Source organism: Lutibacter sp. A80 (assembly GCF_022429645.1).
Taxonomy (GTDB): domain Bacteria; phylum Bacteroidota; class Bacteroidia; order Flavobacteriales; family Flavobacteriaceae; genus Lutibacter.
Genome location: NZ_CP092480.1, coordinates 1,325,436 through 1,351,764, shown reverse-complemented (window position 1 = coordinate 1,351,764; position 26,329 = coordinate 1,325,436). Strand labels below are relative to the sequence as shown.

General features: G+C 29.1%; 14 protein-coding genes and 2 pseudogenes. 12 read left to right on the top strand and 4 right to left on the bottom strand.

What is annotated here, in order from left to right; genetic code table 11:
* The first annotated feature begins 2 nt into the window (after positions 1 to 2).
* From MHL31_RS05975 to MHL31_RS05965, 3 genes are all read left to right on the top strand, one after another.
* Positions 3 to 1,205, top strand: coding sequence for a glycoside hydrolase family 117 protein (locus MHL31_RS05975; protein WP_371824143.1), 1,203 nt, complete (start codon positions 3 to 5; stop codon positions 1,203 to 1,205).
* A 97-nt stretch (positions 1,206 to 1,302) separates the two neighbouring features.
* The gene (locus tag MHL31_RS05970) at positions 1,303 to 2,343 is read left to right on the top strand and encodes a sugar kinase (protein WP_240228166.1); all 1,041 of its coding nucleotides are present in this window, start codon (positions 1,303 to 1,305) and stop codon (positions 2,341 to 2,343) included.
* 106 nt (positions 2,344 to 2,449) lie between these two features.
* Positions 2,450 to 3,118, top strand: a complete 669-nt coding sequence (locus MHL31_RS05965) for a bifunctional 4-hydroxy-2-oxoglutarate aldolase/2-dehydro-3-deoxy-phosphogluconate aldolase (protein WP_240228165.1) — start codon at positions 2,450 to 2,452, stop codon at positions 3,116 to 3,118.
* A gap of 109 nt (positions 3,119 to 3,227) precedes the next feature.
* Here the strand turns inward: MHL31_RS05965 and MHL31_RS05960 are convergent, their stop codons facing one another.
* Genes MHL31_RS05960 through MHL31_RS05950 form a run of 3 tightly spaced genes read right to left on the bottom strand, consistent with a single transcriptional unit; the run spans position 3,228 to position 6,542 of the window.
* A complete protein-coding gene (locus MHL31_RS05960; RefSeq protein WP_240228164.1) occupies positions 3,228 to 4,070 on the bottom strand; it encodes a class II fructose-bisphosphate aldolase in 843 nt (280 codons plus the stop codon).
* A 17-nt stretch (positions 4,071 to 4,087) separates the two neighbouring features.
* Entirely contained in the window at positions 4,088 to 5,635 is a 1,548-nt protein-coding gene (locus tag MHL31_RS05955; RefSeq protein WP_240228163.1) for an L-fucose/L-arabinose isomerase family protein, read from the bottom strand.
* A gap of 4 nt (positions 5,636 to 5,639) precedes the next feature.
* The gene (locus MHL31_RS05950; RefSeq protein WP_240228162.1) at positions 5,640 to 6,542 is read right to left on the bottom strand and encodes a carbohydrate kinase family protein; all 903 of its coding nucleotides are present in this window, start codon (positions 6,540 to 6,542) and stop codon (positions 5,640 to 5,642) included.
* Between the two features lie 135 nt (positions 6,543 to 6,677).
* Here MHL31_RS05950 and MHL31_RS05945 point away from each other — a divergent pair, with 135 nt between their 5' ends.
* From MHL31_RS05945 to MHL31_RS05935, 4 genes and pseudogenes are all read left to right on the top strand, one after another.
* The gene (locus MHL31_RS05945; RefSeq protein ID WP_240228161.1) at positions 6,678 to 7,523 is read left to right on the top strand and encodes an AraC family transcriptional regulator; all 846 of its coding nucleotides are present in this window, start codon (positions 6,678 to 6,680) and stop codon (positions 7,521 to 7,523) included.
* A gap of 267 nt (positions 7,524 to 7,790) precedes the next feature.
* Positions 7,791 to 8,564, top strand: a pseudogene (locus MHL31_RS05940) (aldehyde dehydrogenase family protein).
* A gap of 48 nt (positions 8,565 to 8,612) precedes the next feature.
* Positions 8,613 to 8,990: pseudogene (locus MHL31_RS16325) on the top strand (hypothetical protein).
* 328 nt (positions 8,991 to 9,318) lie between these two features.
* A complete protein-coding gene (locus tag MHL31_RS05935) occupies positions 9,319 to 12,423 on the top strand; it encodes an FG-GAP-like repeat-containing protein (protein WP_240228160.1) in 3,105 nt (1,034 codons plus the stop codon).
* Between the two features lie 133 nt (positions 12,424 to 12,556).
* Here MHL31_RS05935 and MHL31_RS05930 read toward each other — a convergent pair whose 3' ends face one another.
* Positions 12,557 to 14,890, bottom strand: coding sequence for a multiheme c-type cytochrome (locus tag MHL31_RS05930; RefSeq protein ID WP_240228159.1), 2,334 nt, complete (start codon positions 14,888 to 14,890; stop codon positions 12,557 to 12,559).
* Between the two features lie 270 nt (positions 14,891 to 15,160).
* On the opposite strand from MHL31_RS05930, the gene MHL31_RS05925 reads away from it, so the two are divergent.
* From MHL31_RS05925 to MHL31_RS05905, 5 genes are all read left to right on the top strand, one after another.
* The gene (locus MHL31_RS05925; protein ID WP_240228158.1) at positions 15,161 to 19,297 is read left to right on the top strand and encodes a two-component regulator propeller domain-containing protein; all 4,137 of its coding nucleotides are present in this window, start codon (positions 15,161 to 15,163) and stop codon (positions 19,295 to 19,297) included.
* A 200-nt stretch (positions 19,298 to 19,497) separates the two neighbouring features.
* Positions 19,498 to 22,341 (top strand): hypothetical protein, encoded by a 2,844-nt coding sequence (locus tag MHL31_RS05920; RefSeq protein ID WP_240228157.1) that lies wholly within the window; start codon positions 19,498 to 19,500, stop codon positions 22,339 to 22,341.
* Between the two features lie 109 nt (positions 22,342 to 22,450).
* Positions 22,451 to 22,756 carry a hypothetical protein gene (locus tag MHL31_RS05915; RefSeq protein WP_240228156.1) on the top strand — a complete coding sequence of 102 codons (306 nt, stop codon included), beginning with the start codon at positions 22,451 to 22,453 and terminating at the stop codon, positions 22,754 to 22,756.
* A 264-nt stretch (positions 22,757 to 23,020) separates the two neighbouring features.
* Positions 23,021 to 24,487, top strand: a complete 1,467-nt coding sequence (locus MHL31_RS05910; RefSeq protein ID WP_240228155.1) for a sulfatase — start codon at positions 23,021 to 23,023, stop codon at positions 24,485 to 24,487.
* Positions 24,488 to 24,509: 22 nt separating this feature from the next.
* Entirely contained in the window at positions 24,510 to 26,327 is a 1,818-nt protein-coding gene (locus MHL31_RS05905; RefSeq protein ID WP_240228154.1) for a right-handed parallel beta-helix repeat-containing protein, read from the top strand.
* Positions 26,328 to 26,329: the final 2 nt, after the last annotated feature.

Sequence of the window (26,329 nt, the reverse complement as noted above, 5' to 3'; positions counted from 1 at the left end):
ATATGAAAAGTAAAATACATTTATTTATTGCAGTTTTAGGGATTAGTTTAATTATTTCTTGTAATTGCAATACTAAAACGGAAAATTTAATGAAAGAAAAAAATATAGTAACAGATGAGCAACTAGATTTTTTAGGAATAACACACAAAGATAAATTAAGTGCAGCTTCTAAAAGAGCTCTAAAATGGCCAATGGATTTAGGAAATGAATGGTTTTTTGAATATAAAGTAGAAGATTTAAAAGGTGATTTAGCTTATGAAGAGGGTGTTGTAAGAAGAGATCCAAGCGCTATGATAAAACATGATGGAAAATATTATGTATGGTATAGTAAATCTGTAGGGCCAACAGATGGTTTTGCAGGTGATATTGAAACTAGTAAAGTCTTTCCTTGGGATAGATGTGACATTTGGTATGCAACTTCTGAAGATGGTATTACCTGGAAGGAAGAAGGAATTGCTGTGGCTCGAGGTGAAAAAGGTTCTTATGATGATCGTTCTGTATTTACCGTTGAAATAATGGAATGGGAAGGTGTTTATTATTTATGTTATCAAACAGTTGGAGGGCCTTACAATGTTAGAGTGAAAAATCAAGTTGGATTAGCTTGGTCTAATTCAATAAATGGACCTTGGACTAAAAGTGAAGAACCTATTTTAAGCCCGGCAAATAATGGTATTTGGAAAGGAGATAAACAGGATAGGTTTGCAGTAGAGAAAAAAGGAGATTTCGATAGTCATAAAGTACATGACCCTTGTATTTTACCTTACAAAGGAAAGTTTTACTTGTATTATAAAGGCGAACAAATGGGAGAGCAAATCACCTTTGGAGGTCGCCAAATTAGACATGGTGTTGCCATAGCAGATAATCCAAAAGGGCCTTATATAAAATCGGAATACAATCCAATTAGTAATAGTGGACATGAAATTTGTGTTTGGCCTTACAATGGTGGTATTGCTTCTTTAATTACAACTGATGGCCCTGAGAAAAATACTGTTCAATGGTCACCTGATGGAATTAATTTTGAAATTATGGGAGTTGTAAAAGGGGCTCCACACGCAATTGGTTTAAATAGAACTGTTGATAACGATAAAAACCCTACTGAAATATTAAGATGGGGATTAACACACGAATATAAATCATATGATTATCAGTATATACGGGGTTTTAAAACTTGGAATGTTATTAATCATAAAGCTAAAGGTGAATAAAAATGAAGTGTTAAGTTGTGTTTATTTAACTAGTTGAAAAATAATATAATAAATGCTTAAGTAAAATTGTTTTTTTAAGATTGATAAAAAAAATATAATGAAAAAAGTAGTAACATTTGGAGAAATCATGTTAAGATTAGCTCCACACGGATTTTTAAGATTTTCGCAAGCCAATGCATTTGATGTGATTTATGGAGGAGGAGAGTCTAATGTAGCAGTATCCTTAGCTAATTATGGTGTTCCAGTAGATTTTATAACGCGTTTACCAAAAAATGATATTGGAGAATGTGCTATGATGGAAATGCGAAAAAGAGGCGTAAACTGCGATAATATTATTTGGGGAGGCGATCGATTAGGAATTTATTTCTTAGAAACCGGTGCCGTAAATAGAGGAAGTAAAGTAGTTTATGATCGACAACATTCAGCAGTTGCAGAAATAGAACCAGGAATGGTAGATTGGGAAGCTGTATTTGAAGGTGCTGGTTGGTTTCACTGGACAGGTATTACACCAGCTATATCTCAAGGAGCAGCAGATGCGTGTTTAGAAGCTGTAAAAGTAGCTAGTAAATTAGGATTAACAATTTCTACGGATTTAAATTACCGTCAGAAATTATGGAAATATGGAGGAGATAGAGAGGCAATAATGACCGAATTAACTTCCTATTGTGATATTATTTTAGGAAATGAAGAAGATGCAGAAAAGCACTTTAACATTAAACCAGAAGGATTAGATATTACAACTCAAGGAGAACACGTTAAAGGAGAAGCATTTTTATCAGTTTGTGATCAAATGTTAAAAAAATTCCCAAGAGCTAAAAAAGTAATTACAACATTACGCGGATCCATTTCTGCATCACACAATACCTGGGCAGGAGTTTTATATGATGGTAAAACATTATTTGAATCACCTCAATACCAAATTACAGATATTGTAGATAGAGTTGGTGGAGGAGATTCATTTATGGGAGGTTTAATTTATGGTTTGTTAGAATATGAAGGAGATGATCAAAAAGCCTTAGACTTTGCGGTTGCCGCATCATGTTTAAAACACACAATAAAAGGAGATGCAAACTTATCTACAATAGATGAGGTTAAAAAATTAATGAGTGGAGATGCTTCAGGTAGAGTCGCAAGATAATACTATATAGTAATATTTATGTTTGGTAATAGGAAAGTTGGTTTACATCCATCAAATCAGCTTTCCTTAACTTATTGATTAAATAAAAATCCATAAAAAATAAACAATGGCACAATTTACAAGAATAGAAGTAACAATAGCAATGAAAGAAACAGGGATGATTCCTTTGTTTTTTAATAGTGATATAGAATTAAGTAAAAAAGTATTAAAGGCTTGTTATGATGGTGGAGCACGTTTAATGGAATTTACAGCTCGTGGAGATTTTGCACACGAAGTTTTTGGAGAATTAACCAAATATGCAATAGCAGAATTACCGGGAATGATAATGGGTGTAGGATCAGTAACCGATGGAGCAGCAGCATCATTATATATGGCTTTGGGAGCGAATTTTATAGTTACTCCAGTATTACGTGAAGATATTGCAATTGCTTGTAATCGTCGTAAAGTTTTATGGTCGCCAGGCTGTGGAACATTAACAGAAATTGCAAAAGCTGAAGAGTTAGGTTGTGAAATTGTAAAACTATTTCCAGGAGATATCTACGGACCTCAATTTGTAAAAGGAATTAAAGGGCCTCAACCTTGGACAAGCATTATGCCTACAGGAGGAGTTTCTCCAACTAGAGAGAATTTAACAGGTTGGTTTAATGCAGGGGTAACCTGTGTTGGAATGGGTTCTCAATTAATTTCAAAAGAAATTATAGTAAAAGAAGATTACGAAGGATTAAAAGCTAAAGTTGAAGAAGCATTAGCACTAATTAAAGAAGTAAGAAAATAATCCAAATTTGATGATTTCTTATAAACTTTATAATTATAAAAAACTCAAGATTGATTTCAATTTTGAGTTTTTTAATTTAGGATATTAAATATAATTATTTTTTGAGATTTTAGTTATTAAAATTAACTGCTTTTAATCTATCTAAAACAACTGCTTGAATTTTTGGAATTACCTCTTTCATTAAGTATGGAGGATAAGCACCATCCAAATTCTTGCCAATTTCCTTATATAATTCTTTCATATAAGTAGTATGAACAATTGTGCCAACATTTAATTTAGCTACTCCCATGGTGATTGATTTCTGTATATCTTCATCAGGAATACCTGTACCGCCGTGTAAAACTAAAGGAACTTTTACAGCTTTAGCAATTTCAGTTAATCTATCAAAGTGTATTTGAGGTGTGATTGGAGTAAATCCGTGTGAAGTTCCAATTCCAACAGCCATAATATGTGGGTTTGCTTCTTCAACAATTGCTTTAACATCTGATACACTTGCTAAAAAGTCAGCATCAGATTTTACAACAACATCACGTCCCATAATTTTACCTATTTCAGCTTCAACCAAAACACCTGCAGACTCTGCATAACGCACTACTTCTTTTGTCATTGCAATGTTCTCTTTTAAGCTTTTTTGTGACCCATCAATCATTACAGAGTCATAACCATCATCAATGGCTTTTTTACACATATCTACAGAAATACTATGGTCTAAATGCAAATAAATTGGTTGTTTTGTGTAAGGTTGAATTCCGTCTACCATTTTTCTACATAATAGACTTGAATTTAAATCAACAACTGGAGGGTAGGTCATTGCCATAACAGGGCAACTAGCCTCTTCTGCTGCTAATGCAACAGCTTTTAAGTCATATATGTCATTTACATTAAATCCAATAATACATTTTTGCTGTGCTCTGTAACTGTTTAATAGTTGGATTAAATCTGGATTTTTCATTTTTTTAATATTTTATGTTAGTAGTTTAATTTTTTTTGAATACTTCTTCCTGTTGTTGTTGCTTTTATAAAGTCTAAATTTTCAATATCAGACCAATGATTAAATTCTTGTAAATCCTCTTGAATATGTCCACGACCAATAATCCAATGGTGGTCTAAACCTTTACTTAAAATAGTTCCAACTACTGCGGATGCTTTTACATTTTTTGGAGAAACTTCTCCATATGCTCCTCTAAAACGCATTGGAGAATCAACTATTTCTCCTTCAAAAGAAAGCATACTTGATGCGTGTGGATATTGATATTTTGCAATTGTAATTGCTCCTTTTTCTAAAAGAAATTCTAATAGCATTCCGTAAGATTGATCTTCATCATAATTATCTAAAATACTATGATTTCTTATTTCAAAACTAGTTCCTTTGCGTAATAATTTTGTTGCCGAACCTCCGCAATGCCACATTCCTAGTTTATTTTCATCTGTATTTAAAATAGATAAATCAGTAAGGGTTGGTAGAGCATTTCCATTACTAACCTCATTCATAGTGATCATTGTAAGTAAACCTCCCATATCAGATTCATCTGCGACTGGAATTCCTAAATCTTGCACCAAAGCACCAGCACCATCACCTGCAATTTGGTAATTGTCAAATAATTCTGGCCAGTTTTTTAAGGCTACACCTAAATATTCTCCTTGTCGAGCATAATCTGCAATTGCTAAACTAAAACGAATTGATAAATACAATTCTCGGTCACTTACTTTATGAAATTTACACTTTTTAGAGTTAATTAATTTTTGTACAATATTATTAATATCTTCTTTTTTAAATTTCTCACCATGTTTCCAAATAGTTTCAATATCCACTCGTTCAACACCTAAGCCAAAATGTTTAGAAATTGAGATTTCATTTAACTCACAATCGTAAAAACCAGGAACACGCATACCACCAATCATAAGCATATTTGAATGTTGCATTCTTTTTTTTGCACTAACAACACGGATAAACTTGTCTAAAACGGTATCTAATTGTTTGGTTTTTGGAGCGTTTAAAACCCAAGAGTATTTAATTTCTAAAGAATTTAGTATGTTCAATAAGAAGTTTTGTCCACACAACCTGTTGGCTGTTAATCGTCCACCGGTTACTTCATCGTGAGACCAACTTAATAAAGGTATTTTATTCTCACTTAGCCAATTACCTAAAGCTAAAGCCAGGTCTCCAGAAATATATGAGGCCTGATAAATAATTAAACCACTCATACCTTCCGTATTAAATTTGTTTAATACTTTTAATAGTTCTTTTTTTGTTTGAAGTGGTTCATCTAATGCTAATAATTGATTTTGAGAGTTAAAAACACTTTTAGTTTGCTCAATTGCTTCAGTATAAGATTTTTTTGCTTTTGCCCAATCAAAATGCAATTCAAAACCAATTCCAATTAGGCCAATTTTAATATTTTGTTTTATTGGAGCCTTGCAGATAAGTTTCTCCATTTCTTCTGCAACTATACCTTTTCGTTTCAAAATATCTAAATTTAAATTTATTACTGATTGTTTTAAAGTTTCTGTTTCCATAATTTTATTTTTTTAATATTATTTGTTGAATTTCATTGTTATTTGGGAAGTAACTTCTGCCTCCAAAATGAGTTGCAATTATAGATGCGTATGTAGAGGCATATTCCATACGTTCTGTTAAGTTCTTACCTTTTAATAAGGCAGCGGCATAAGCGCCATGAAAAGCATCTCCACAACCTGTAGTGTCAACAACTTTTACAGAAAAAGCAGGCTGATGAATTATTTTTTCATTTTCTAATGCCCAACTGCCATTTGCTCCATCAGTAATAACTAATTGTCCTTTGGTAAGAGAATTTAATTTTTTTAAGCATGCTTTAGGAGTATCTAATTCAGCAATCATTTGAGCACCTTCTAGAGGTAAAATTATATGACTTCCTAATGAAATCATTTCTTTTAATATAGTAAGGTCACCAGCTTCAATATCCAAAACTGAAGGAATATTGTATTTGTTTGCTATTTTTAAAAGTTCTAAATTTCCAATAACATCATAACCATCAACCAATAATAATTTACTGTTTTTTATCCAATCTTCATTAATATCTTTTGGTTGAAGCGGTTTGTAATTAGTTGTTGAATAAAATACAGTACGATCTCCATTTTTAGAATTTACCTCAACTACTGCAATTGCAGGTTGAAAATCTTCATTATCAATTAGTAAAGAGGTGTCAACACCACATTTTTTTAACTCTTCATTGGCAATTAAGCTTAGCGTATTTGAAGCTTTGTACCCTAAAAAGGCAGTTTTTAAATTATTTTTAGCAAGAACACAAGCGGCATTACCAGCAGGAGCACCGCCTTGGATAATTATCTTTGAAACTTCGTGTTTTGTACCTGACTTTATTCTTTCAGGAACCTTAGATAAAATATCTACAACCATCATTCCTGATACTATTACATCAAATTGCATTTTTATTACTTTAATATTATAATGTAAAAGTAAAGCAGTAAGTTAAAGTTTATTAAATACACAATTGGCCATAAAGTGTACTGTTTTTCCATATATTTGTTTTAATTAACTTATTAATATGAAAATATATACATAATGAAGGCTGTTTTTGAACCAATTTCCAGTTCTTTAAATAATTCATTCCATTATAGAGTATTTGAAAAATTAGAGTTTGAAACTCCTTGGCACTATCATCCTGAATGGGAATTAACCTATATAATTGAAAGTACAGGTGTTAGAAGCGTTGGAAACTCTATACAGACATATCAACCTGGTGAGTTAGTTTTATTAGGTCCAAATTTACCACATTGTTGGAAAACAAATAAAACAACACAGCAACTTGCCAAGTCTACAGTAATTCAATTTACAAATGATTTTTTAGGTAATGGTTGGATAGAAAAAGATGAATTTTCTTTAATTAAAAAAATGCTTAATCAAAGTAATTATGGTTTAGTATTTAATAAAAGAATATCTGTTTCTATAGGAGAAAGAATGGTTCTAATGAAAAAAATGTTACCAATACATAGATTAATAGAAACTATAAAAATACTTCACGATCTTTCTTTAGAACAAAGCCAAATATTAAGTTTAGGAGCTCGTTTTGATGTTAATACTGTTGTTTCTGATAGAATAAAAAAAATAATTGATTTTGTAGGGAATAATTATCAATCAAAAATTGAATCTTCTCAATTAGGAGATTTAGTATTTATGACACCAGTTTCGTTTTCAAAATTTTTTAAAAAAACATTTAAAAAAACATTTACATCTTATTTAAATGAATATCGTGTAAGTAAAGCTTGTGAATTACTTAAAGAATCAGAAATTTCTATTGAACAAATTGCTTTTGAAACTGGGTATTCTAATTTATCATTTTTCCATAGACAGTTTAAACTATTTACAAAGTTAACACCAGCTCAGTATAGAGCCATGTTTTTTAAATAAAGCAATTTATTTTGTGTTCATGTTTACACCTTATTATATAAATAGCTTGGTTAATAAGGAAAAATAATACACTTTATGGTTGAAATTGTGTTTTACATATTATTTAATTGATTCGTAATTTTGAAGGTAATTAATTGAAATTAATGTATTTATGTTTTTGTGACCAGTTTTAATTAGTGATTAAAATAAAATTATTAATTAAACCTATAATAGTATGTTACCGTATACGCAAAAAATCCAAAAATTTTTTAGTCAGCAACCAATTCCATATTTTATAAATGGGAACTAAGTACTTCTAAAATTGAAAATTCTGCAGATCAATCTATTTTAACTAAAGTGTCAAAACCAACAGCAAATGAAGCAGTTGAAGCTATTGAAGTAGCAGGTGATGCATTTCAATCTTGGAAGAATATTAGTATTAAAGAACGCTCTGGGATATTAAATAAATTTGCTGTTTTGTGTGAAAGAGACGCTGAAGAGTTAGCACAATTAGAAGCGTTAGATGTGGGTAAATCTATTCAAAATGTAAGAGGGTTTGACGTACCTTTTGGTATTGATTGTTTACGATATTATAATAATTTAATCAAAGAGGAAACATTTGAAAAAGACTTAAACCTTGAAGGAATGAATAGTAGTAAATCTGTAAGACTTCCTTATGGAGTAATAAATATAATTCCAGGAAGTGGTTCAGAGATAGGAAATGTTTTAACCTTGCATCCAAAAGTTAAATGTGTGTCATTTACAGGGTCTTCACGAGTAGGTAAAATAATTGGTTAAAATTGTAGGTTTAACTTAAAACCTGTAAAATTAGAATTAGGAGTAAAAGGCGCCCTTGTTGTTTTTGAAGATGCTGATATTGATGCAACAGCTGAAGGATTAGCAACTACAATTACACTAAATACAGAGCAAGTTTGCTGCACTGCAACACGTTGGATTATTCAAGAATCAATAGCAGATGAATATATTGAAAAAGTAAAATCTCAATTGCAAAAAACAGTTGTTTCTGCAGGTATGAATGAAGAAAGTGAGATGGACTTGTAGTAAGTGAAAATCAGTTAAATAGTATTTTAGAGTAGTTTTAAAGTTCAAATTGTAGGAGATGACTTGTTTACAACAAACATTAATAGAATTAAACAAGGAATTGAAGAAAAATTGGCAAATTCTGTACTGATTAAATTAAACCAAATAGGAACCGTCACAGAAACTTTAAAAGCAATTAAGCTAATCTAAAATGCTGGTTGGTTACCTGTTGCATCTGCACGTTCTGGAGAAACAGAAGATGTTTTTATATCATATTTAACTGTAGCAATAAATGCAGGGCAATTAAAAGTTGGTTCTTTTGCTAGAAGTGAAAGAATGATTAAATGGAATGAGAATATAAGATTTCAAAGAAGTCTTGGAGAAAAAGCATCATTTATTGGTGGTTCAATTTATAACCGAATATTTAATAAAAAAGTACTCTTATAAATAAATTGCATTTAAATACTCCGGTTTAAAATTCAATATGAAGTTGACTTTAATAATTTTATTTTAAATCGAAAACAAGATATAGAATAGATATTTATAAGCGAGACAAGAACTTGTTGAGTTTTTGTCTAGCAAATATTGGGTACTTTAAAAAGATCTCCTTTTATATTATTCAAAATTAGTTTAAAAATTAGATTCGTTCAGTTTTTATCCAGATAGAATTACGTTATAACAAAAGCTATTTGAACTATTTTCCTCTAATTTTGAAGTTGTATAATTATTAATTTCAAATTAAATGGTCTTTGATTATTTATTAAACCAACAGCTCATGAAAAAAAATTTACTTTTAATTTTAGTCGTAATAACTTTTAATATTTCAGCTCAAACTACAATGCCCTCTTTTAGAGATGCAAAAATTATATCTAAGAAAATAGTTATTGAACCTTCAACACCAGTAACAATAAATTACACAATAAGCGGTAGTTTAACAAAAAAAATTATTTTAAATATTACCAACTCTGGAGAATATGCAGGTTTAAGTGTTTTTGTTAATGGTGAACTTTTAATGGATGACTTTAATATTCCAACAAAAGGGAAGCAAAAAATAACAAGTCTGATAACTTTTAAAAAATTAGGTAAAGTGAAAATTAAATTTCAATCACTTGATGAAACATTAACGATTAATAACATTTATTTTGAAGATCTTCCTAAATTAAATTTACCAGTTTTTAAAGATATTACTGTAAAAGCAGGAATGGATAAAGTAAGTTCTATTAAATATGGAGGCCCCTCAATTGCGGATATTGATAATGATGGTGATTATGATTTTATTGTAAACAATCATAATGCTGAAACTAGTAAACTATACTGGAATAATGGTGATGGAACCGTTACAAAACATTACCAAGATTTATCAAGATGGTTTAAACACGATTTGCATGGTACATCTCTTGGAGATTTTGACAATGATGGAGATCTTGATCTTGTTTTAGAACAAGGAGGAGGTAATGGAACAAATCCTTCAACACTTAATTTTTATTTGAATGATAATAATAAACTTATTCTATATACTGGTGATGTTGGAATTGATAAAGGTGCTAGAGGTCGTAGTTCTAGATGGGTAGATATGGATTTAGATGGAGATCTTGATTTAATTATTGTTAATGAGTCTAGTCTTAAATTCGACAAGCCTCAACACTTTTTTTATGAAAACAACGGTAATGCTACTTTTAAATACAGATCTGTAAAAGGAATTGAAGATGTTGAAGAATCACGTGTTTTAGTCACAGATTTTAATAATGATATGATTGATGATCTTATTTTTTACGGTTCTTTGTCTTTTTGGAAAGGGAATGGAGATTTTACCTATACCAATGTAACAAATCTTGTTCCAGAGAATATTCAGTCATTGACACAGATTATGGCTGTAACTGATATTGATATTGATAATGATGGTGATTTAGATCTTTATTTGGCTCGTGGATTACTTTTTGAACATGGCGAAGGTGAAGCTCCTTCATTAGATTTTAACCCAATAACTAAAGAATTAGCTCTAAAAACTAGAGGCTATAAAGGGGAGGATGCATTTGATTTTACATCAGAAGGATTTATAAAATTACATAAATATTATTATTTAGAGCAAGGTTCTTTGTTAGGTAAAGATTATCCTATTTTTATGGGTGAAAATAAAACGCGTAAAATTGTAAAATCGGGTGAAGAATTAGTCATTTATCCAAAAATAGCAGAAGGTTGGCCAAAAGATATTTCAGAAAATGGTTTTTATATTGGATATTTAGGTAATTCAAAATGGAGGGTTATCCTGGTTCGCGATGATAATTTCTTTTGGCAATATAGATTTAGTCTTTCAAATATATCGAGTGTAACTCCAAAATTCACTCCGCATAATAGAAATCATTCAGATATTTTATTACGAAATGATGGTAATAAATTTATTGACGTTTCAAAAGAATGGAAGCTTCCTAGAGGAGGAAATTCACTTGGTGTTACTACTGGAGATTTTAATAACGATAGTTACCAAGATCTTTTTGTATATAGATGGGGTAGAGTTGGAGCAAGAGTATCAGATTATATGCTTTTAAACACAGGAAAGAATTCATTTGAAACAACAACAATGCATGGAGCAAACGATGTTGGTGGCCCCGGTAATGGAGATATGGGGCAGGCATTTGATTTTGATTTGGATGGTAAACTAGATTTATTAAATGGAAGTGAAGGTGGAGAATGGTATTTGTATAGCAATGAAACAGTAACACAAGGTAATTTTGTTTTAGTAAGAGTAGGTTATGCTCCAAAATCAAACGTAGATCCTATTTCGGCTGAAGTAATTGTAAATACAGCTAATAACGAATATAGAAAACGTGTAGGATCCTCAGGAGAAGTTTTTTCTCAAAGTTTAATGAATATTATTCATTTTGGGCTTGGAAATGAAAATAAAATAGAACGTATTAAAATAATATGGAGAAACGGGGAAACTATTGAATTTAAAAACAAAGATGCTAACGTAATTTACGATACTGATAAAATTGATCCCAAAAGTATTTCTATTGAACCTTTAACTATTAGAAAAGGCTCAAAAATTGCCTTAAACCTTTCAGTTACACCTAAAAATGCTAATAGTAGTGCAAGCTGGTTAACTAGTGATGAATCTATCATATCTGTAGATGAAAGAGGAATTGCTGAGGCACATGGAGCTATCAATCGAACAGCCACAATTACAGCCACCAGCAAAGCGAATGGATTAATAGCAAAAAGAGATATTGAAATTGTAAAATGGACTCCAAAGCCAGTTACTTCAATTATCATTAATGCCGAAAAAACTAAACTTTATACAGGTCAAAGTGCTAAATTAACAGCAATAATTTTACCCGAAAATGCAGATAATTCAGAACTTACTTGGGAATCAAATAATTCAAATGTTTTAACAGTTGATAATAAAGGAATTGTTAAAGCCAAAACACCTGGAACGGCTATAATTAGAGCCGCTACAGCTGATAATTCTGTGTTTTCAGAAATTAAAATTAAAATAGAACCATTTGTAGCTCCTTATATTAAGATTGTAAATAAAGCTGAAATTAAAAAACAACCACTTAAAATTGGAAATAATTTAAAAGTATCTGTAATATATAATGCTGGTTCTGAAAATCGCATTATTTCAGCTGATGAAGGAGGTATACGATTTTGGTTAAGACATTTTAAAAGTAAATGGATTCCAGTAAAAGATGTTGTGTTAACGGATAAGGAGGTATTGTATACCGAATCTGGAACTGCAACAAAGACTTTTTCGTTAAGAGGGCTTGTACCTTCAAAAAAACTGCCTAAAGGACATTTTTATCAGTTGCGTGTTACTTTTACAGCTAGTAATGGAGAGATGTATAGTGATGATATATTGCCTTTAGAAATTGAGGTAAATTAATAATATTTTAAACATTAACACTAAAAAATCTTCTGGTTCTATTCTAATACTTTTATAAGTTTAGAAGTGGGCAGAAGATTTTTTATACAAGAAAATACGAAATTGCTTAATATACAGTATGTATTTTTAATAATTAATTTGAATTTTTAACTTGCTGGTATTGATTACTATGTGGAAATACTTTTATTAATGTATTTAAAACATTTTCAGCTTTAGTAGAATCTCCTTTATTTTTATAAATAGAATAAGCTAAAGTCAATAGCTGTTCATTGTTCGGATATTCCTTTAAAGCTTCTGTAATAGTTTTAATTGCTTCTTTTTCTTTACCTGAATCATTTTGCATTACAGCATAATAGTAGTGGTTTTGAGCATCATTTTTAACTATAGACTTGGCAGTTTCTAATGTTTTAAAAGCCTTTGTTTTATCACCTATTCTAATATATGCAAAAGCCAATGCTTGATATGCCATTGAAAAGGTTTTATCTATTGCTATAACCTCTTTTAATAACGAAATGCATTCCTCATTTTTACCTTGCATTCTTTTTAAGTCTGCATAGTTAACTTTTACAATTAAATTTAAGGTATCTAATGCTACTGCTTTTTTAAAATAATCTTCAGCCTGATCTAATTTTCCTAAACCTATTGCTGCAACACCTATAGATGATAATCCTAAAGAGCGATCTTGCCAATATAATAATTGATTGATATATTCTTTTCTTGCTTTATCAACAGCTTGTTTTTGTTCTGTAGGTAAATTTGTTGTAGGGACGTCATAAATTAAGCTATTAGCCATATGTCTAACACCATAAACGGTATCATTAGCTAAAGGTAAAGCATATTTATATTGTTGTTGTTTAGATAGATTTCTTAAAGATTCCAATCCAGCTCTTCTTACCACAGGACTTGTAGATGCTAGTGCCATTTTTAAATTTTCAAAAGCTAAAGGGTTATTGTTAAAATCTTGAAATCTAATTGCAGTACCAACTACAATATTTGCCATATCTTTATCATTTATAACTTTATTTAAGTCGGATTGTGCATCTTGTTTATTTGTTCTTATATTATGAAAAGCAAAGCCATAATGTGGTATGGTATCATATTTATTGCCATACCAATTTTTAAATTCCTTCGCAGCCCACTCATTCGACTTATCTGTATGACAATTATTACAAGCATTTACAGCTCCTGTTTTTACACTAATATCAGGTCTTGGAATTCGCATACTGTGGTCTGAACGAGGATCAACTACCATTATAGTAATTTTTGGTAAATGGCAACTTACACAGCTTGCTCCAGTTCCGTTTTCATCATGTTTATGGTGTTCTCTGGTTTTGTATTTAGTAGGCATATGACATTGAAAACAAACATTTTCTTTGCCTCCTTTTAACTCTCCACTATGTACATTATGACAATCTTTACAAGTAACACCTTTTGCGTACATTTTACTTTGTAGGAAAGAGCCATATACGTAATCTTCATCATTGTTAGTACCATCATCATTATATAAAGGATAATCTAAATAAGCTACCTGGTGTGTATGTTCAAGCACTTTTCCAAAGGTAAATTCATCTGTTAGTTGAGCTCTTCTTGAATGACAACGACCACACCATTCTACTTGCATATTTGAAGTTCTAGGTTTTGAACGCGAAACTTTTGCTGTCTCAGGATCTATAATCCATCTGCTAGGATCTCTATCCATTATATCGAAAACAAATCCCATGTTCTCTACATTTTGAAGGGTATCTTTTGCCCATTTTTCGTGTAGATCACCTGGTCCGTGACAAGCTTCACAAGAAACATTTATTTCATCAAAAGTTGTATTGTAAGCTTGTGTATCTGGATTGTAATTTTTTTTAACATTGGTTGAATGGCATTCGGCACACATATAATTCCAATTTTGTAAAGCTCTTCCCCAATTTAGTTCGTCGTGTGAAGCTATAAACTCATCAGGGTATAAGTGCTGCCATTTTTGACCACCATCTTCTTTTGAACGTGAATCCCAAAATGGAGTGAGTACTTGTAGATTACCCTTAGGAAATATAACTAAGTATTGTTGTAAAGGGTAAACTCCAAAGGTATATTTTACTTCAAAATCAGCATATTTTCCGTCAGGTCCTTGGGTATTGACTATAAACAAGCTGTCTTTTTTATAAAAAGTACTTGTTACACCATAAATTGTATATTTAGTATTATTAAAATCACCCAAAACAGTGCTGTCTGTTGGTATTTGCATAGCTAGTTGATGGTCTGACCCCATCCATTCATTGTATTCAGTTTTGTGACATTCTAGGCAGTTTTTAGAGCCTATAAAACCTTCATCATGTTTGTGATTGTTTAATGCAATTTGAAGAGGGGAGTATTCATTTTCTTTTTTTGAGTTACAAGAAATAAAAATAAAACTTAGAATTAAAATTGAATATTTAAATAATAAGTAATTTAGTTCGGATGAATTTACTTTTGTATTCATTTTAATAAAATATTAAATGTAATATTTACGTTTTAAAAAGCTAATTTAAGCAAAATTGATGTAAATAATTGTGTTTTAGTTTTTAATTTTAATTGAAATATTTCATTAGAAATAAGATAATTAAAATTTTGAAAGTGAAATTTTATACTTTATGTTAAGTTGCAATAAATTTTAAAGGGTTGTTTAATTAGAAATTGAAAATAAATAACATAAAAATTTATACTTTTGTAAAATCACAAATATTTTAATGAAATTTTTGATTATTTCTAAATGTTAAAGAAAAGTTACTTACTAATAATTCTAATTTTACTTTATAATAATGGGGTGTTTTCACAGGAAGAAACCCTTAAATATTCTGAGAAATTAAGTATTTCTAATGGTTTAGCTCATAATGGGGTAACTTCAATTTTAGAAGATTCTAGAGGGTTTTTATGGTTTGGTACCTATGATGGCATAAATAGGTATGATGGATATGAAGTAAAAACATATAAAAATACGATAGACCAGAATATTTTAACAAGTAATAGAGTTAGAGCAATTAGTGAGGATAAAAAAGGAAACTTATGGTTTGGAACTGATGAAGGAATTTCAATTTATGACGAATCTCAGGAAAATTTTGAAAAAATTTATTCAAATCAACTTTTAGGTAAAAATAGTAGTGGGCCTATTGTTAGAAATATTCTAATTGATGAAGTAGGAGGTTCAATAATTTGTGCTACTGAGGGGGCTGGTATTGTTGTGTTTAATGAAGATTATACTGTTTCAGGTCAATACATTCCTTCTGGAGAAAATTTTGAGAATAATATTCTGTTTTATAAAGGTATAAAGTTAAATAATTCCAACTATATTTTTACAACTTCAAGCGGTTTAATTCATTTTAACTTAACAAGTAGAGAGTTTAGTAGAGTATTAAATGATGAAATAGATTATTGTAACTCTGTAATTAAATTAGATAGAGAAACCTTATTAATTACCCTTTTAAATGGGGTGGCATGTGTAGATTATGAATTCAAAAATAATAGATTTAGTTATAAACTAGTTTATAAAACTCTAGAGAATTATCAATTTAATAGTCTATTAGTTGATCCTTTACAAAAATTGTGGTTAGGTACACTTAATGATGGTTTAATTAAAATTGATAATGTTAATTCTTTAATGAATGAAACTCCTTTTAAAATTAAGACATTTAAGGATGACTTGAAAATTTTAAGAATGAGTTTTATAGTTGCTACTAAAAACAATAATTGTTGGGCAGCAACTTTTAATAAAGGTTTATATAAATTTAATATAAACCAAAATCCTTTTAAACATTATAATATTAAAATGGGGCATAAACATGGTTTGCTAACAAATAGTGTAACGCATGTGGCTCCAATAGATAATGATAGAGTTTATCTAACAGCTAGTTTTGGTGGTCTGGCTTTATTTAATACTAAAACAGAAAAGTTTGAAAAAGTTCCTTTAAAAATATCAAAGCAACAATTGTTAAACATAACTTCTGTATTTGTAGATTCAAAAAAAAATATTTGGTTTAGAAGTGGTAAGGAGAAGATTTTATATAGAATTAAAGATGGAACATCTTCATTAGAAAAAGTAATTTTAGAAAATCTTTCAATAACAGATCTTATTGGTGTTCGTTCTTTCACGGAAGATAAATATGGAAATATTTGGATAGGATTAAATAATGATGTTTATAAAATATCACTTGATAAAATAAATAATATCAAAAATGTTGTATCACTAAATAAAAACGTGTTATTTAAAGATAAAAAGTTATCACTTGCACGTTATATATATGCCGATCCAATTTATAATTATATATGGATAGGTGCTGATTCTGATGGTTTATTTAGAATTAGTTATAAAGAAAATGACAAGATTGAAGATTTAAAGATTGATAGGTATGTTAAGGATGATAAAAACCCATTATCAATTTCAAGTAATTTTGTAACTTCTATTATACGTTTACCTAATGAAGAACTTTGGGTTGGAACTGAAGGAGGAGGAGTTTGTAAAGTTTTAAATAGTAATAGCAATCCCGAATTTATTTCTTATACAGAAAAAGATGGTTTATCTAACAATGTTGTAAAAAGTATTTTATATGATGATGACTATAATCTATGGATTTCAACAAATATAGGACTTAATAAATACAATGTAAAAGATGCAAGTTTTAGACGATTTAATGATTCTGATGGGTTGCCTTTTGAAGATTTTTGGTTTGCAGCGAGTAGATTAGAAAATGGTAATATGTTGTTTTCAGGTTTAGATGGATTTTGTTATATAAATCCTAAAAATATAGAAAATGACGAAAAACTTCCTAAATTAGAATTTGAAAACTTTAAGTTATTCAATAAAATAATTTTACCCGGAGATACTGTTAATAATAGAGTTTTATTTAAAAATCATTTAACTAATTCTAAAGTAATTGAATTAAAGTATAATGAGAATGTTTTTTCTTTAGATTTAACAAGTCTACATTTTTCTAATCCCGAAAATCATAAATTAAGATATAAATTAACACCTATAAATGAAGAATGGATTGAGGTGCCTTCAAGTCAAAAAACAATTTATTACAACGGACTTCAACCTGGACCTTATGAATTAAATGTTATGGCCTCAAATTCATTAAATGAGTGGACTGAGCCAAAGAAATTGAAAATTATAATTACACCACCATTTTGGAAAACAACAAAGGCATATTTACTTTACACACTTTTAATAGGGTTAATTATATTTTTAGTAGTTAGAGTTATTTTAAAAATTCAATCGTTAAATTATAAAGTTCAAATAGAACAAATAGAAATTAATAATGTAAAAGAATTAAATAAAGCAAAGCTTCAATTTTTTTCTAATATATCACACGAAATAAAAACACCATTAACTTTAATATCTGGACCTATTTCAATTTTAATAAACCGTTTTAAAAATAATACAGATGTTAATGAAAAGTTAGAAATAGTTAAACGACAATCAAAAAAAATTTCACAATTGGTTGATCAAGTTCATGATTTTCAAAGGTCTGATGCAAATTTGCTGAAAATGCATTATTCAACGTTTTGTTTTGATACTTTTATTAACGAGTTACTTACAGATTTTAAATTTTTAGCAATTAATGACGATAAAAATCTTGAAGTTATAAGTGAATCAGATAAAATTTATGTGTCTGCCGATAAAGATAAGTTAGAAAAAATATTAAATAATTTATTAAACAACGCCTTTAAGTATACTAAAGCAAAGGATACCATTAAAATTGTCTATAAAAAAGAACAAAACAATTTAGTTTTAAAAGTTTGTGATACTGGTAGAGGAATTGATAAAGATGATATTGAACATATTTTTGAACGATTTTATCAATCTCAAAAAAAACACAGCACATATATTGGAGGCTCAGGTATAGGGTTAGCTTTTTCTAAACGTTTAGTAGATATGCATTATGGATATATTAAAGCAGAAAGCGAGTTAAATGAAGGAACAAAGTTTACAATGGTTTTGCCAATTGTACAAACCGAATTTAATGAATATCAAAAAGAAAAAGAACTTGAAATATTAACGGCAGAAAAAACATATACTCCAAATCAAAATTTTGAAAACGGTGTTGATATAAGTGGTATTGACGTTAACAGTGAATTTACTAATTCAAAAATATTTTTTGCAGAAGATAATAGCGACATGAGAAAGTTTGTTTCAGGTATACTTTCAAATTTTTTCCAAATAAAATCATTTGTTAACGGAAAAGAATGTATTGATGAAATGGAAAACGAATGGCCAGATGTTGTTATAAGTGATGTTTTAATGCCTGAAATGAACGGGTTTGATTTGTGTAAACGTATAAAATCTAATATTAAAACAAGTCATATTCCAGTAATATTATTAACGGCTAGTACTTCTATTGAAGATCAATTACATGGTTTAAAAGATGGGGCTGATTCATATATTAAAAAACCTTTTAATATTCAATATTTGATAACTAGAATTGAATCTATTCTTAAAAATAGAAAGCAACTTAGAGAACGCTATAAAATGGATTTTCCTTTAAGTATAGATAGGGATGAAACCAATTCTAAAGATGAAGTTTTTCTTGAAAAATTATATAGTTTAATAAAAGAAAATTTAGATAATCAAAATTTAGATTTAAATAGTTTTGCTAAAGAACTGTATTTAAATAGAACTCATTTTTATCAAAAGGTAAAGGTGCTTACAAACCAAACACCTTTTGAATTACTTAAAAATTATAGATTAAAAAAAGCAGCTGAATTTTTATTACAAAAGAAAATTTCAGTAAATGAAGTTTATGTAATGACTGGTTTTAAAAGCCGCACGCATTTTACCAAACTCTTTAAAGAAAAATTTAATACAACTCCTGGTAAGTACGCAGCAGAAATTAAGAAAAAATTTAATTCGTAGTTGCTAAGTTAAACTTATTTACCTTAACAGACATATAAATAATTTAGAAATACATTATAAGAGGTATTTGTAACTAAGTTTGGTATTAAACTTAAAAAGCAACTATCTCTTAACTATATGCCTAAAAGCTTTTTTGTTTGGAATAGATATTGTTTAAACAAGTTTAAATAAGATAACAATAAATTTTAAGAAAGGTTTTAATGAAAAAACATAGAAAAACATTTAGTTCCTTAGTTGTATTTTGTACACTAATTTTAACATCGTTAAATGCACAGAATAAATTTACTTCAGTAAACACAAATAAGAGTGTTTATAGTATTGAAACAGACTACACAATTTTAAAAGTACGTCCGGCTAAAATCAATAAAAAACCTTATATAGTTGCCTCTAGTTTTGAAGGTACGTTAATAGGTGTTTCTTATGAAGGAAAAATACTTTGGGAAAATAAATTATCTGGATTTATGAACCATGATATATGGTGTGAAGATTTAACAGGAGATGGTAAAGATGAGGTTTTAGTTGCAAATGCTAATGGGACAATTTATTGTGTAAATTCAGAAGGAAAAACTTTATGGGAATTTAAAAAGAATGATGCACCAATGTATGCTGTTTCTGTTGTAAGTAAAGAAAATAAATCTTTTGTTGTAGCAGGTGGTTTTGATAAAAGTATATATTATATATCTTCAGAAGGAAAAGAAGTTAAAGAAATAAAATCTAAAACTTATTCAATTGAAAAACCTTGGAGTAAGTATAAAAAAGAAATGCCAGAAAGCAATGTTTCAACAGCTAACTTTATAAGATCTATTAAAAAAGAAGACGGAACAGAAGTATTAGTTGTTTTAGGAACTAACAACCATATGAATGTACCAGGGACTTTATATTTTTTTTATATTTTAGAGGATAAACCCTTTAAAAAAGTAAAAATTGAAGCACCTTTAGAGCTTAAAAAGAAAATTAGAATTAGACCTTTAGGTGATTTTAAATCTGCAGATATAAATAATGATGGAACTGAAGATGTTATTTTAGGGGCATCAGCTCACGCTAATGATTTGTTAGTTTCTACATATGATTTAGTAAATGATAAATTTAGTTTTCATAGAGTTTCTAAAATTAAATTTGGTTACGATATTGCACAAACAGTTATAATTAATCAGAATAATGAAACAACATATTTAACAAGGGCAGGAAGTCAGATTCATTTATATAAACCAAATTCAACAGAAAAGGAAGTTGAACGATTAGTTGGTACTTATGCATATAACGATATGTATAAAGATGAAATTACAGGAAATGTAATTTTAGCAAGTGCACAAAGTGGTGGAAATTGTATTCATATTATAAATACAGAGCAAAAAAAATGGAAAAAAGAATTTCAAAATCTAGCACCAAAAGGTAAAATATCTGAGATTATAAAGAATACAAATACAATAAGAAAATATTTAAAGAACTATAAAAAACCTTTAAATCAAAATACATCACAATCAGTTTATTTAATGACTGAAAGTGTTCCAGAAAGTGAGTTGACATTAAAAAATGAAATTGATAGAAAGTATAAAAATCCAATTTTTCTAAATTCTTTATTTATGAAAGAAGTAGAGAAATTTGATAGATCTTCATTTTTAAATGATAAATATAAAAAAGCTAGAGATAGAAGAAAAAAATATACACTAAGCCAAAATGAAGCAATAGATTATATTTCAAAAAGATTTAAAGACGAACCTGGAATAGCTTATTGGGCGGGTCATGGAAACGATCCATATATGTTTAGTATTAACACTACAAAAAGTGTTATAGATAATGCTAAAGGTAAAAAAACAGTATTAATTTATCCAGAAGTAGAAGATCACTCTAAAGAAAATTTGGATTTTTTAGTAAACGATTTAATTTATCCATTGGCAAAATATGCACAAGGTAAAAATGCAAATGTATTTTTGCGTTCTAAAAATATATTTTGGTTAGGATCTAACTACTTAGATTCTTGGTCTAGATTAATGTCGGGCGAATTTGCAGATGTTTTTGTGCCATCAATGGAGGAAACTACAGATAAATCTATGGAGCTAAGTTTTGCTGGTAGAATGGGTATGTGGGCAAGTGGAGCTGTAAATAGTTGGGGTACAAGAGCTGTACCAGATAATACTTCGTTTGATCGTTCAAGACAATTGGGTTACCAAAGATTACCAAATCACTTTTTACGAATGTTAATTTTTCACACATCAAATGGAGCACAATTCATTAATAATTTTCCTGTAAATCAAGAGTATATGAGTGTTTATTGGGAACTGATAGCAAAAGGAGCTTTATATGTTCCAAAACGAAATGAAATAGTTAGTATTTCACCAGTTCATTTAAGCATGAAAACCCCAGATCATCATTATTTAAATGATGGAGCTAATGTAAAGTGGACTGCTTTTTATGATCAAGAATTTGAAGAAAATAATCCGTTTGTATTTAGTAGGTTAAATGGTACTTGGCCAGGTGCACCAGTTACAGAATGGGATTTTTCTAGATATGCAGCAGGAGTTAAAGAAAGGAGGTTAAATTTTTTAGCACCTTATCAAAATGGATTGGTTTTAGTGACACCACCGCAAAAAGGTGTATTTGCTAAAAAAGATGTACCTAGAGGTAAAATGGTAAATAACTTACATCCACTGTATAAAAATATAATGAAAGAATATATTACAGACGGACGTAATTATTATTCCGCAGATGGAAAACAAACTTATAATGCTGATGAGTATTACAAAGTAATTAAAAATGATATAAAGCAAAGTGCTAAAAAACTGCCGATAACCGTTTCTGGAGATGTGGCTTGGGTAGTTGCACAAGTTTCGCCTAAACATTTAAGATTAACACTAATTGATAATGGCTATATAAATCCTAAAAATAGTACAGCAATTGTAAATTTTAATACAATTTCACCAATTAAAATAACAGATGTTTTAAGTGGTGAAGAATTTAAACAAATAAATTCAGCAACAAATATAGATATTCCATTGGGAGGATTTAGATTTATAGATGTAGAGTTGACTAATAAATTAGAGTGATAATAGCTTGTTTAATTAATTATTGAGAACTACATTTTATTTATTTTTAAGTACAAAAAAAATGAGTGTTATCGTAAATTTATTCAAGAATTATTAAAATATATTTTATATGAAAATTTTAAAAGCAGTACTATTAATTCTTTTTTTTGCAGCAATACCAAATGTGAAAGCACAAGATAAAGCTAAGGCAGAAAAAAAATTAAAATGGATGGATAAAGATAAAAATGGAGCTGTATCTTTAGAAGAAATGAAAATGTTTTACAAAGGTAAAACCAATAAAAAAGGCGGACCTATTAAAGTTGATTTAATGTTTTTGGGGCTTGATAAAAATAACGATGGAAAACTTGTTTTAGAAGAGCTTCAACAAAAAGTTGATTGGAAGTTGGCTAAACAAAAAAGCAAAGAGAAAAAATAGTGTATTTAATTATTTGAAGTTAATAAAAGCCGAAATGTTTATTTCGGCTTTTTAATGCATTATAGTGTAGACTATGTAATAATTGAGAAACTACATAACTTATGTACTGAAAAGAACAATTAATAAACGTGTAAATACATTAAAAGTTTCTCCTATTTCTAATTTTATTGCAATAGAAGATTATTAAGGTTTTTATGTATAAACTATTGTTTAATCATGGAATTAATTAAAGAATTGTAATTATATAGAGTAAATATATTTTAGATGAAAATAAAAGTTTTAAAAATTAGTTTTTTATTTTTTGCCGTTATTTTTAATAGTTGTAAAAATGTGTCTAAAGAACCTGAAACAGCAACATTAATTGAAAGACCAAATGTTATTTTATTTGTAGCTGATGATCACGGAACAGATGCTTTGGGTTGTTATGGAAATAAGGTAATTCAAACTCCAAATTTAGATAAATTGGCTTCCGAAGGAACGATTTTTAAAAATGCATATTGTACAAGTGCAAGTTGTGCGGCAAGTAGGTCGGTAATTTTAACAGGAAAGTTTGGACACGCAACAGGTTCTTATGGTCATGTGCACGATTACCATCATTTTAGTACCTATGATAATGTAAAATCTTTACCAGTTTTATTAGAAAATTCTGGGTACGAAACTGCCCGAATTGGAAAATACCACGTAGCACCGGAAAAAGTTTATCATTTTAATACGGTTTTGGAAGCAGATCCTAGAAATACAGTTGAAATGGCAGAACAGTGTGGAGGTGTTTTAAATTCAGATAAACCATTCTTTTTATATTTCTGTACTGATGATCCACATAGAGGACACCCTTTTGAACCAGACCCTTGGAATACCCCTAATAATTTTGGGAATAAGTCAGAAGGTTATAAAGGTGTTGAAACTATAGTGTATAATCCAGAAGATGTATTAGTTCCTAACTTTTTACCCGATACAAAAGAGAGTAGAGAAGAGATAGCTCAATACTATCAAAGTATTTCAAGAATTGATCAAGGTTTTGGTAAATTAATGAAAATGTTACAAGAATCTGGTAAAGCAAACAATACAATTGTAATGTATATTTCAGATAATGGAATGGCTTTTCCAGGAGCTAAAACAACAGTAAATGAACCAGGAATAAAATTACCGTGTATTATTAAAGATCCTACACATTCAACAAAAGGAATTATAAATAATGCAATGATTTCTTGGGTAGATTTAACACCCACCATTTTAGATATGGCTAAGGTTAAATATAAACCAGAAGATTTTCATGGAAAATCTTTTAAAAATATTATAGCAGAAAAAAAATCAGAAGAATGGAACGAGATTTACGCATCACATACATTTCATGAAATTACAATGTATTATCCAATGCGTGTAGTTAGAAGTGGTGATTATAAGTTAATTTGGAATATAGTTTGGCGTTTAGAATATCCATTTGCCTCAGATTTATGGGCTTCTTCAACATGGCAAAGTAATTATAGAGCTAAAGAAGAATATTTTGGTTCAAAAAAAGTAAAAGATTTTTTGTTTAGACCTGAGTTTGAGTTGTACAATTTAGCCGAAGATCCTGAAGAGTTGAACAATTTGGTGTTACAAAAAGATTATGAAAAAGAATTAGAAATTATGAAAACAAAAATGAAAGCATTTCAAATTAAAACAGAAGATCCTTGGTATATTATGTGGGGACACGATGCATCATTACAAGGGACAGGAGTAAATCTTTAAAAAAATAATAAATATAGAAAAGATGAAGAACACAATTTTAACATACCTTTCAATAATAGCTTTATTTATATCGTATCAAGCAAATGCAGTTGAAATAATTAATATAAAGCATGCTGATGGAGATATGGCATACGTAGTAAGAACAGCAATTGAAGAGGCTAAAGAGAAAGATATTAAGTTAGTTTTTGAAAAAGAAAATTATACATTTCATACAGATTATGCAATTGGTAAATATTTATACATAACCAATCATGGTAATGGATTTAAAAAAATAATTTTCAATTTTGAAGGGTTTAATTCTGTAGAAATTGAAGGAAATGGGGCTGAATTTATTTTTAGAGGTCAGGCTGCTCCTATGGTTTTTGAAGGTTGCAATACAGTTAAAGTGAGTAACTTAACTATTGATTGGGATATTCCTTTTAGTTTTCAAGGTGATGTAATAGCTGTAAATAAACAAGAAGGTTATTACGATTTAAAGCCATATACAGAGGGGTTCTCATGGCAATTAAAAAAAGGAAAAATTGAATTCCCTGGAATTAATCATTTTAATTTTAATTCTTTAGGTAGTTCATTGTCACATAATAAAGAAACTAAAGCGGTAGATTATGGTGCTTGGGATCAATCTTTAAGACCAAATTATGTTGAAAAATTAGCAAACGGAAATTTGCGTTTTTATGATAAAAACATGAAAAAATTTCCAAGAGTAGGTTCTGTTTTACAATCTAAGGGAGACAAAAAAAACAACCGTTATGCACCAGCATTTTTAGTGCGTAATTCAAAAAATATTCGTTTTAATAATGTAATAATTCACCATGCTTTAGGAATGGGGTTTTTGTTTGAAAGATCTGAAGATATAGATATTTTAAATAGTGGTATTTTTATTAGAGAAGGGTCAGATAGAGTAATTTCTATAATTGCAGATGCTACCCACTTTGCCAATTGTAAAGGTGAAATTTTGATAGAAAACTGTCGATTTGAAGGAATGTATGATGATGGAACTAATGTACATGGTACTTATGTAGAAGTAACAGATATTTTAGATGATAAGACTCTTCGTTTTATATTGAAACACGATCAACAAATGGGGTTTGAATTTGCTGGAATTGATGATGAAATTTGGTTTATTAAAAATCCTAATCCTCAACGTGCAGATGTAAATAAAGTAATTGATGTAAAAGTAATTAACGATTATTATTCAGAATTAACATTTGAGAATAAATTACCTTCAGATTTAAAAGTAGGGGATATTTTAGAAAACAAAACTTGGAATCCTACTTTTACTATGCGTGGAAATACAATTCGAGACCATAGAGCAAGAAATATTATTATTAAAACACCAAAAAAAATAATTATTGAGGATAACGATTTATCTTCAATGATGTCATCTATTATGTTAAGGGGTGAAACATTTTATTGGTTTGAATCTGGGAATGTAGAAGAAGTAATTATTAGAAATAATCGTTTTGTAGATTGTGCTTACGGAGGAGCAGAACATGCTATTTTAAAAGTATCTCCTCGCTTAGGAAAAACATTTGACCAAACGATTACATATGATAGGAACATTCTTTTTGAAAATAATACAATTGAAACTTTTGATAATCGTATTATTTGGGCAGATAGATTGGATGGTTTAATTGTTAGAGATAATACAATTAAGCAAACAACAACAGAAAAACCACAATATCCAAATGCATCTATGTTCGATTTTGAAAATTGTAAAAATATAGAGGTGTATAAAAATACTTATGAAGGAAATTGTACAAATATTTTAAAAACAGATGCTGTTTCTAAAAAATCATTAAAGTTTAAAAAGAACAAAGGTTTAAAGGTTAAATTGTAAAT

Coding starts and splice junctions, on each gene's coding strand:
- MHL31_RS05935 (WP_240228160.1), top strand. CDS start 9,319: ATGAAAAAAAATTTACTTTTAATTTTAGTCGTAATAACTTTTAATATT.
- MHL31_RS05920 (WP_240228157.1), top strand. CDS start 19,498: ATGAAAAAACATAGAAAAACATTTAGTTCCTTAGTTGTATTTTGTACA.
- MHL31_RS05925 (WP_240228158.1), top strand. CDS start 15,161: ATGTTAAAGAAAAGTTACTTACTAATAATTCTAATTTTACTTTATAAT.
- MHL31_RS05915 (WP_240228156.1), top strand. CDS start 22,451: ATGAAAATTTTAAAAGCAGTACTATTAATTCTTTTTTTTGCAGCAATA.
- MHL31_RS05930 (WP_240228159.1), bottom strand. CDS start 14,890: ATGAATACAAAAGTAAATTCATCCGAACTAAATTACTTATTATTTAAA.
- MHL31_RS05960 (WP_240228164.1), bottom strand. CDS start 4,070: ATGAAAAATCCAGATTTAATCCAACTATTAAACAGTTACAGAGCACAG.
- MHL31_RS05945 (WP_240228161.1), top strand. CDS start 6,678: ATGAAGGCTGTTTTTGAACCAATTTCCAGTTCTTTAAATAATTCATTC.
- MHL31_RS05965 (WP_240228165.1), top strand. CDS start 2,450: ATGGCACAATTTACAAGAATAGAAGTAACAATAGCAATGAAAGAAACA.
- MHL31_RS05950 (WP_240228162.1), bottom strand. CDS start 6,542: ATGCAATTTGATGTAATAGTATCAGGAATGATGGTTGTAGATATTTTA.
- MHL31_RS05905 (WP_240228154.1), top strand. CDS start 24,510: ATGAAGAACACAATTTTAACATACCTTTCAATAATAGCTTTATTTATA.
- MHL31_RS05955 (WP_240228163.1), bottom strand. CDS start 5,635: ATGGAAACAGAAACTTTAAAACAATCAGTAATAAATTTAAATTTAGAT.
- MHL31_RS05975 (WP_371824143.1), top strand. CDS start 3: ATGAAAAGTAAAATACATTTATTTATTGCAGTTTTAGGGATTAGTTTA.
- MHL31_RS05970 (WP_240228166.1), top strand. CDS start 1,303: ATGAAAAAAGTAGTAACATTTGGAGAAATCATGTTAAGATTAGCTCCA.
- MHL31_RS05910 (WP_240228155.1), top strand. CDS start 23,021: ATGAAAATAAAAGTTTTAAAAATTAGTTTTTTATTTTTTGCCGTTATT.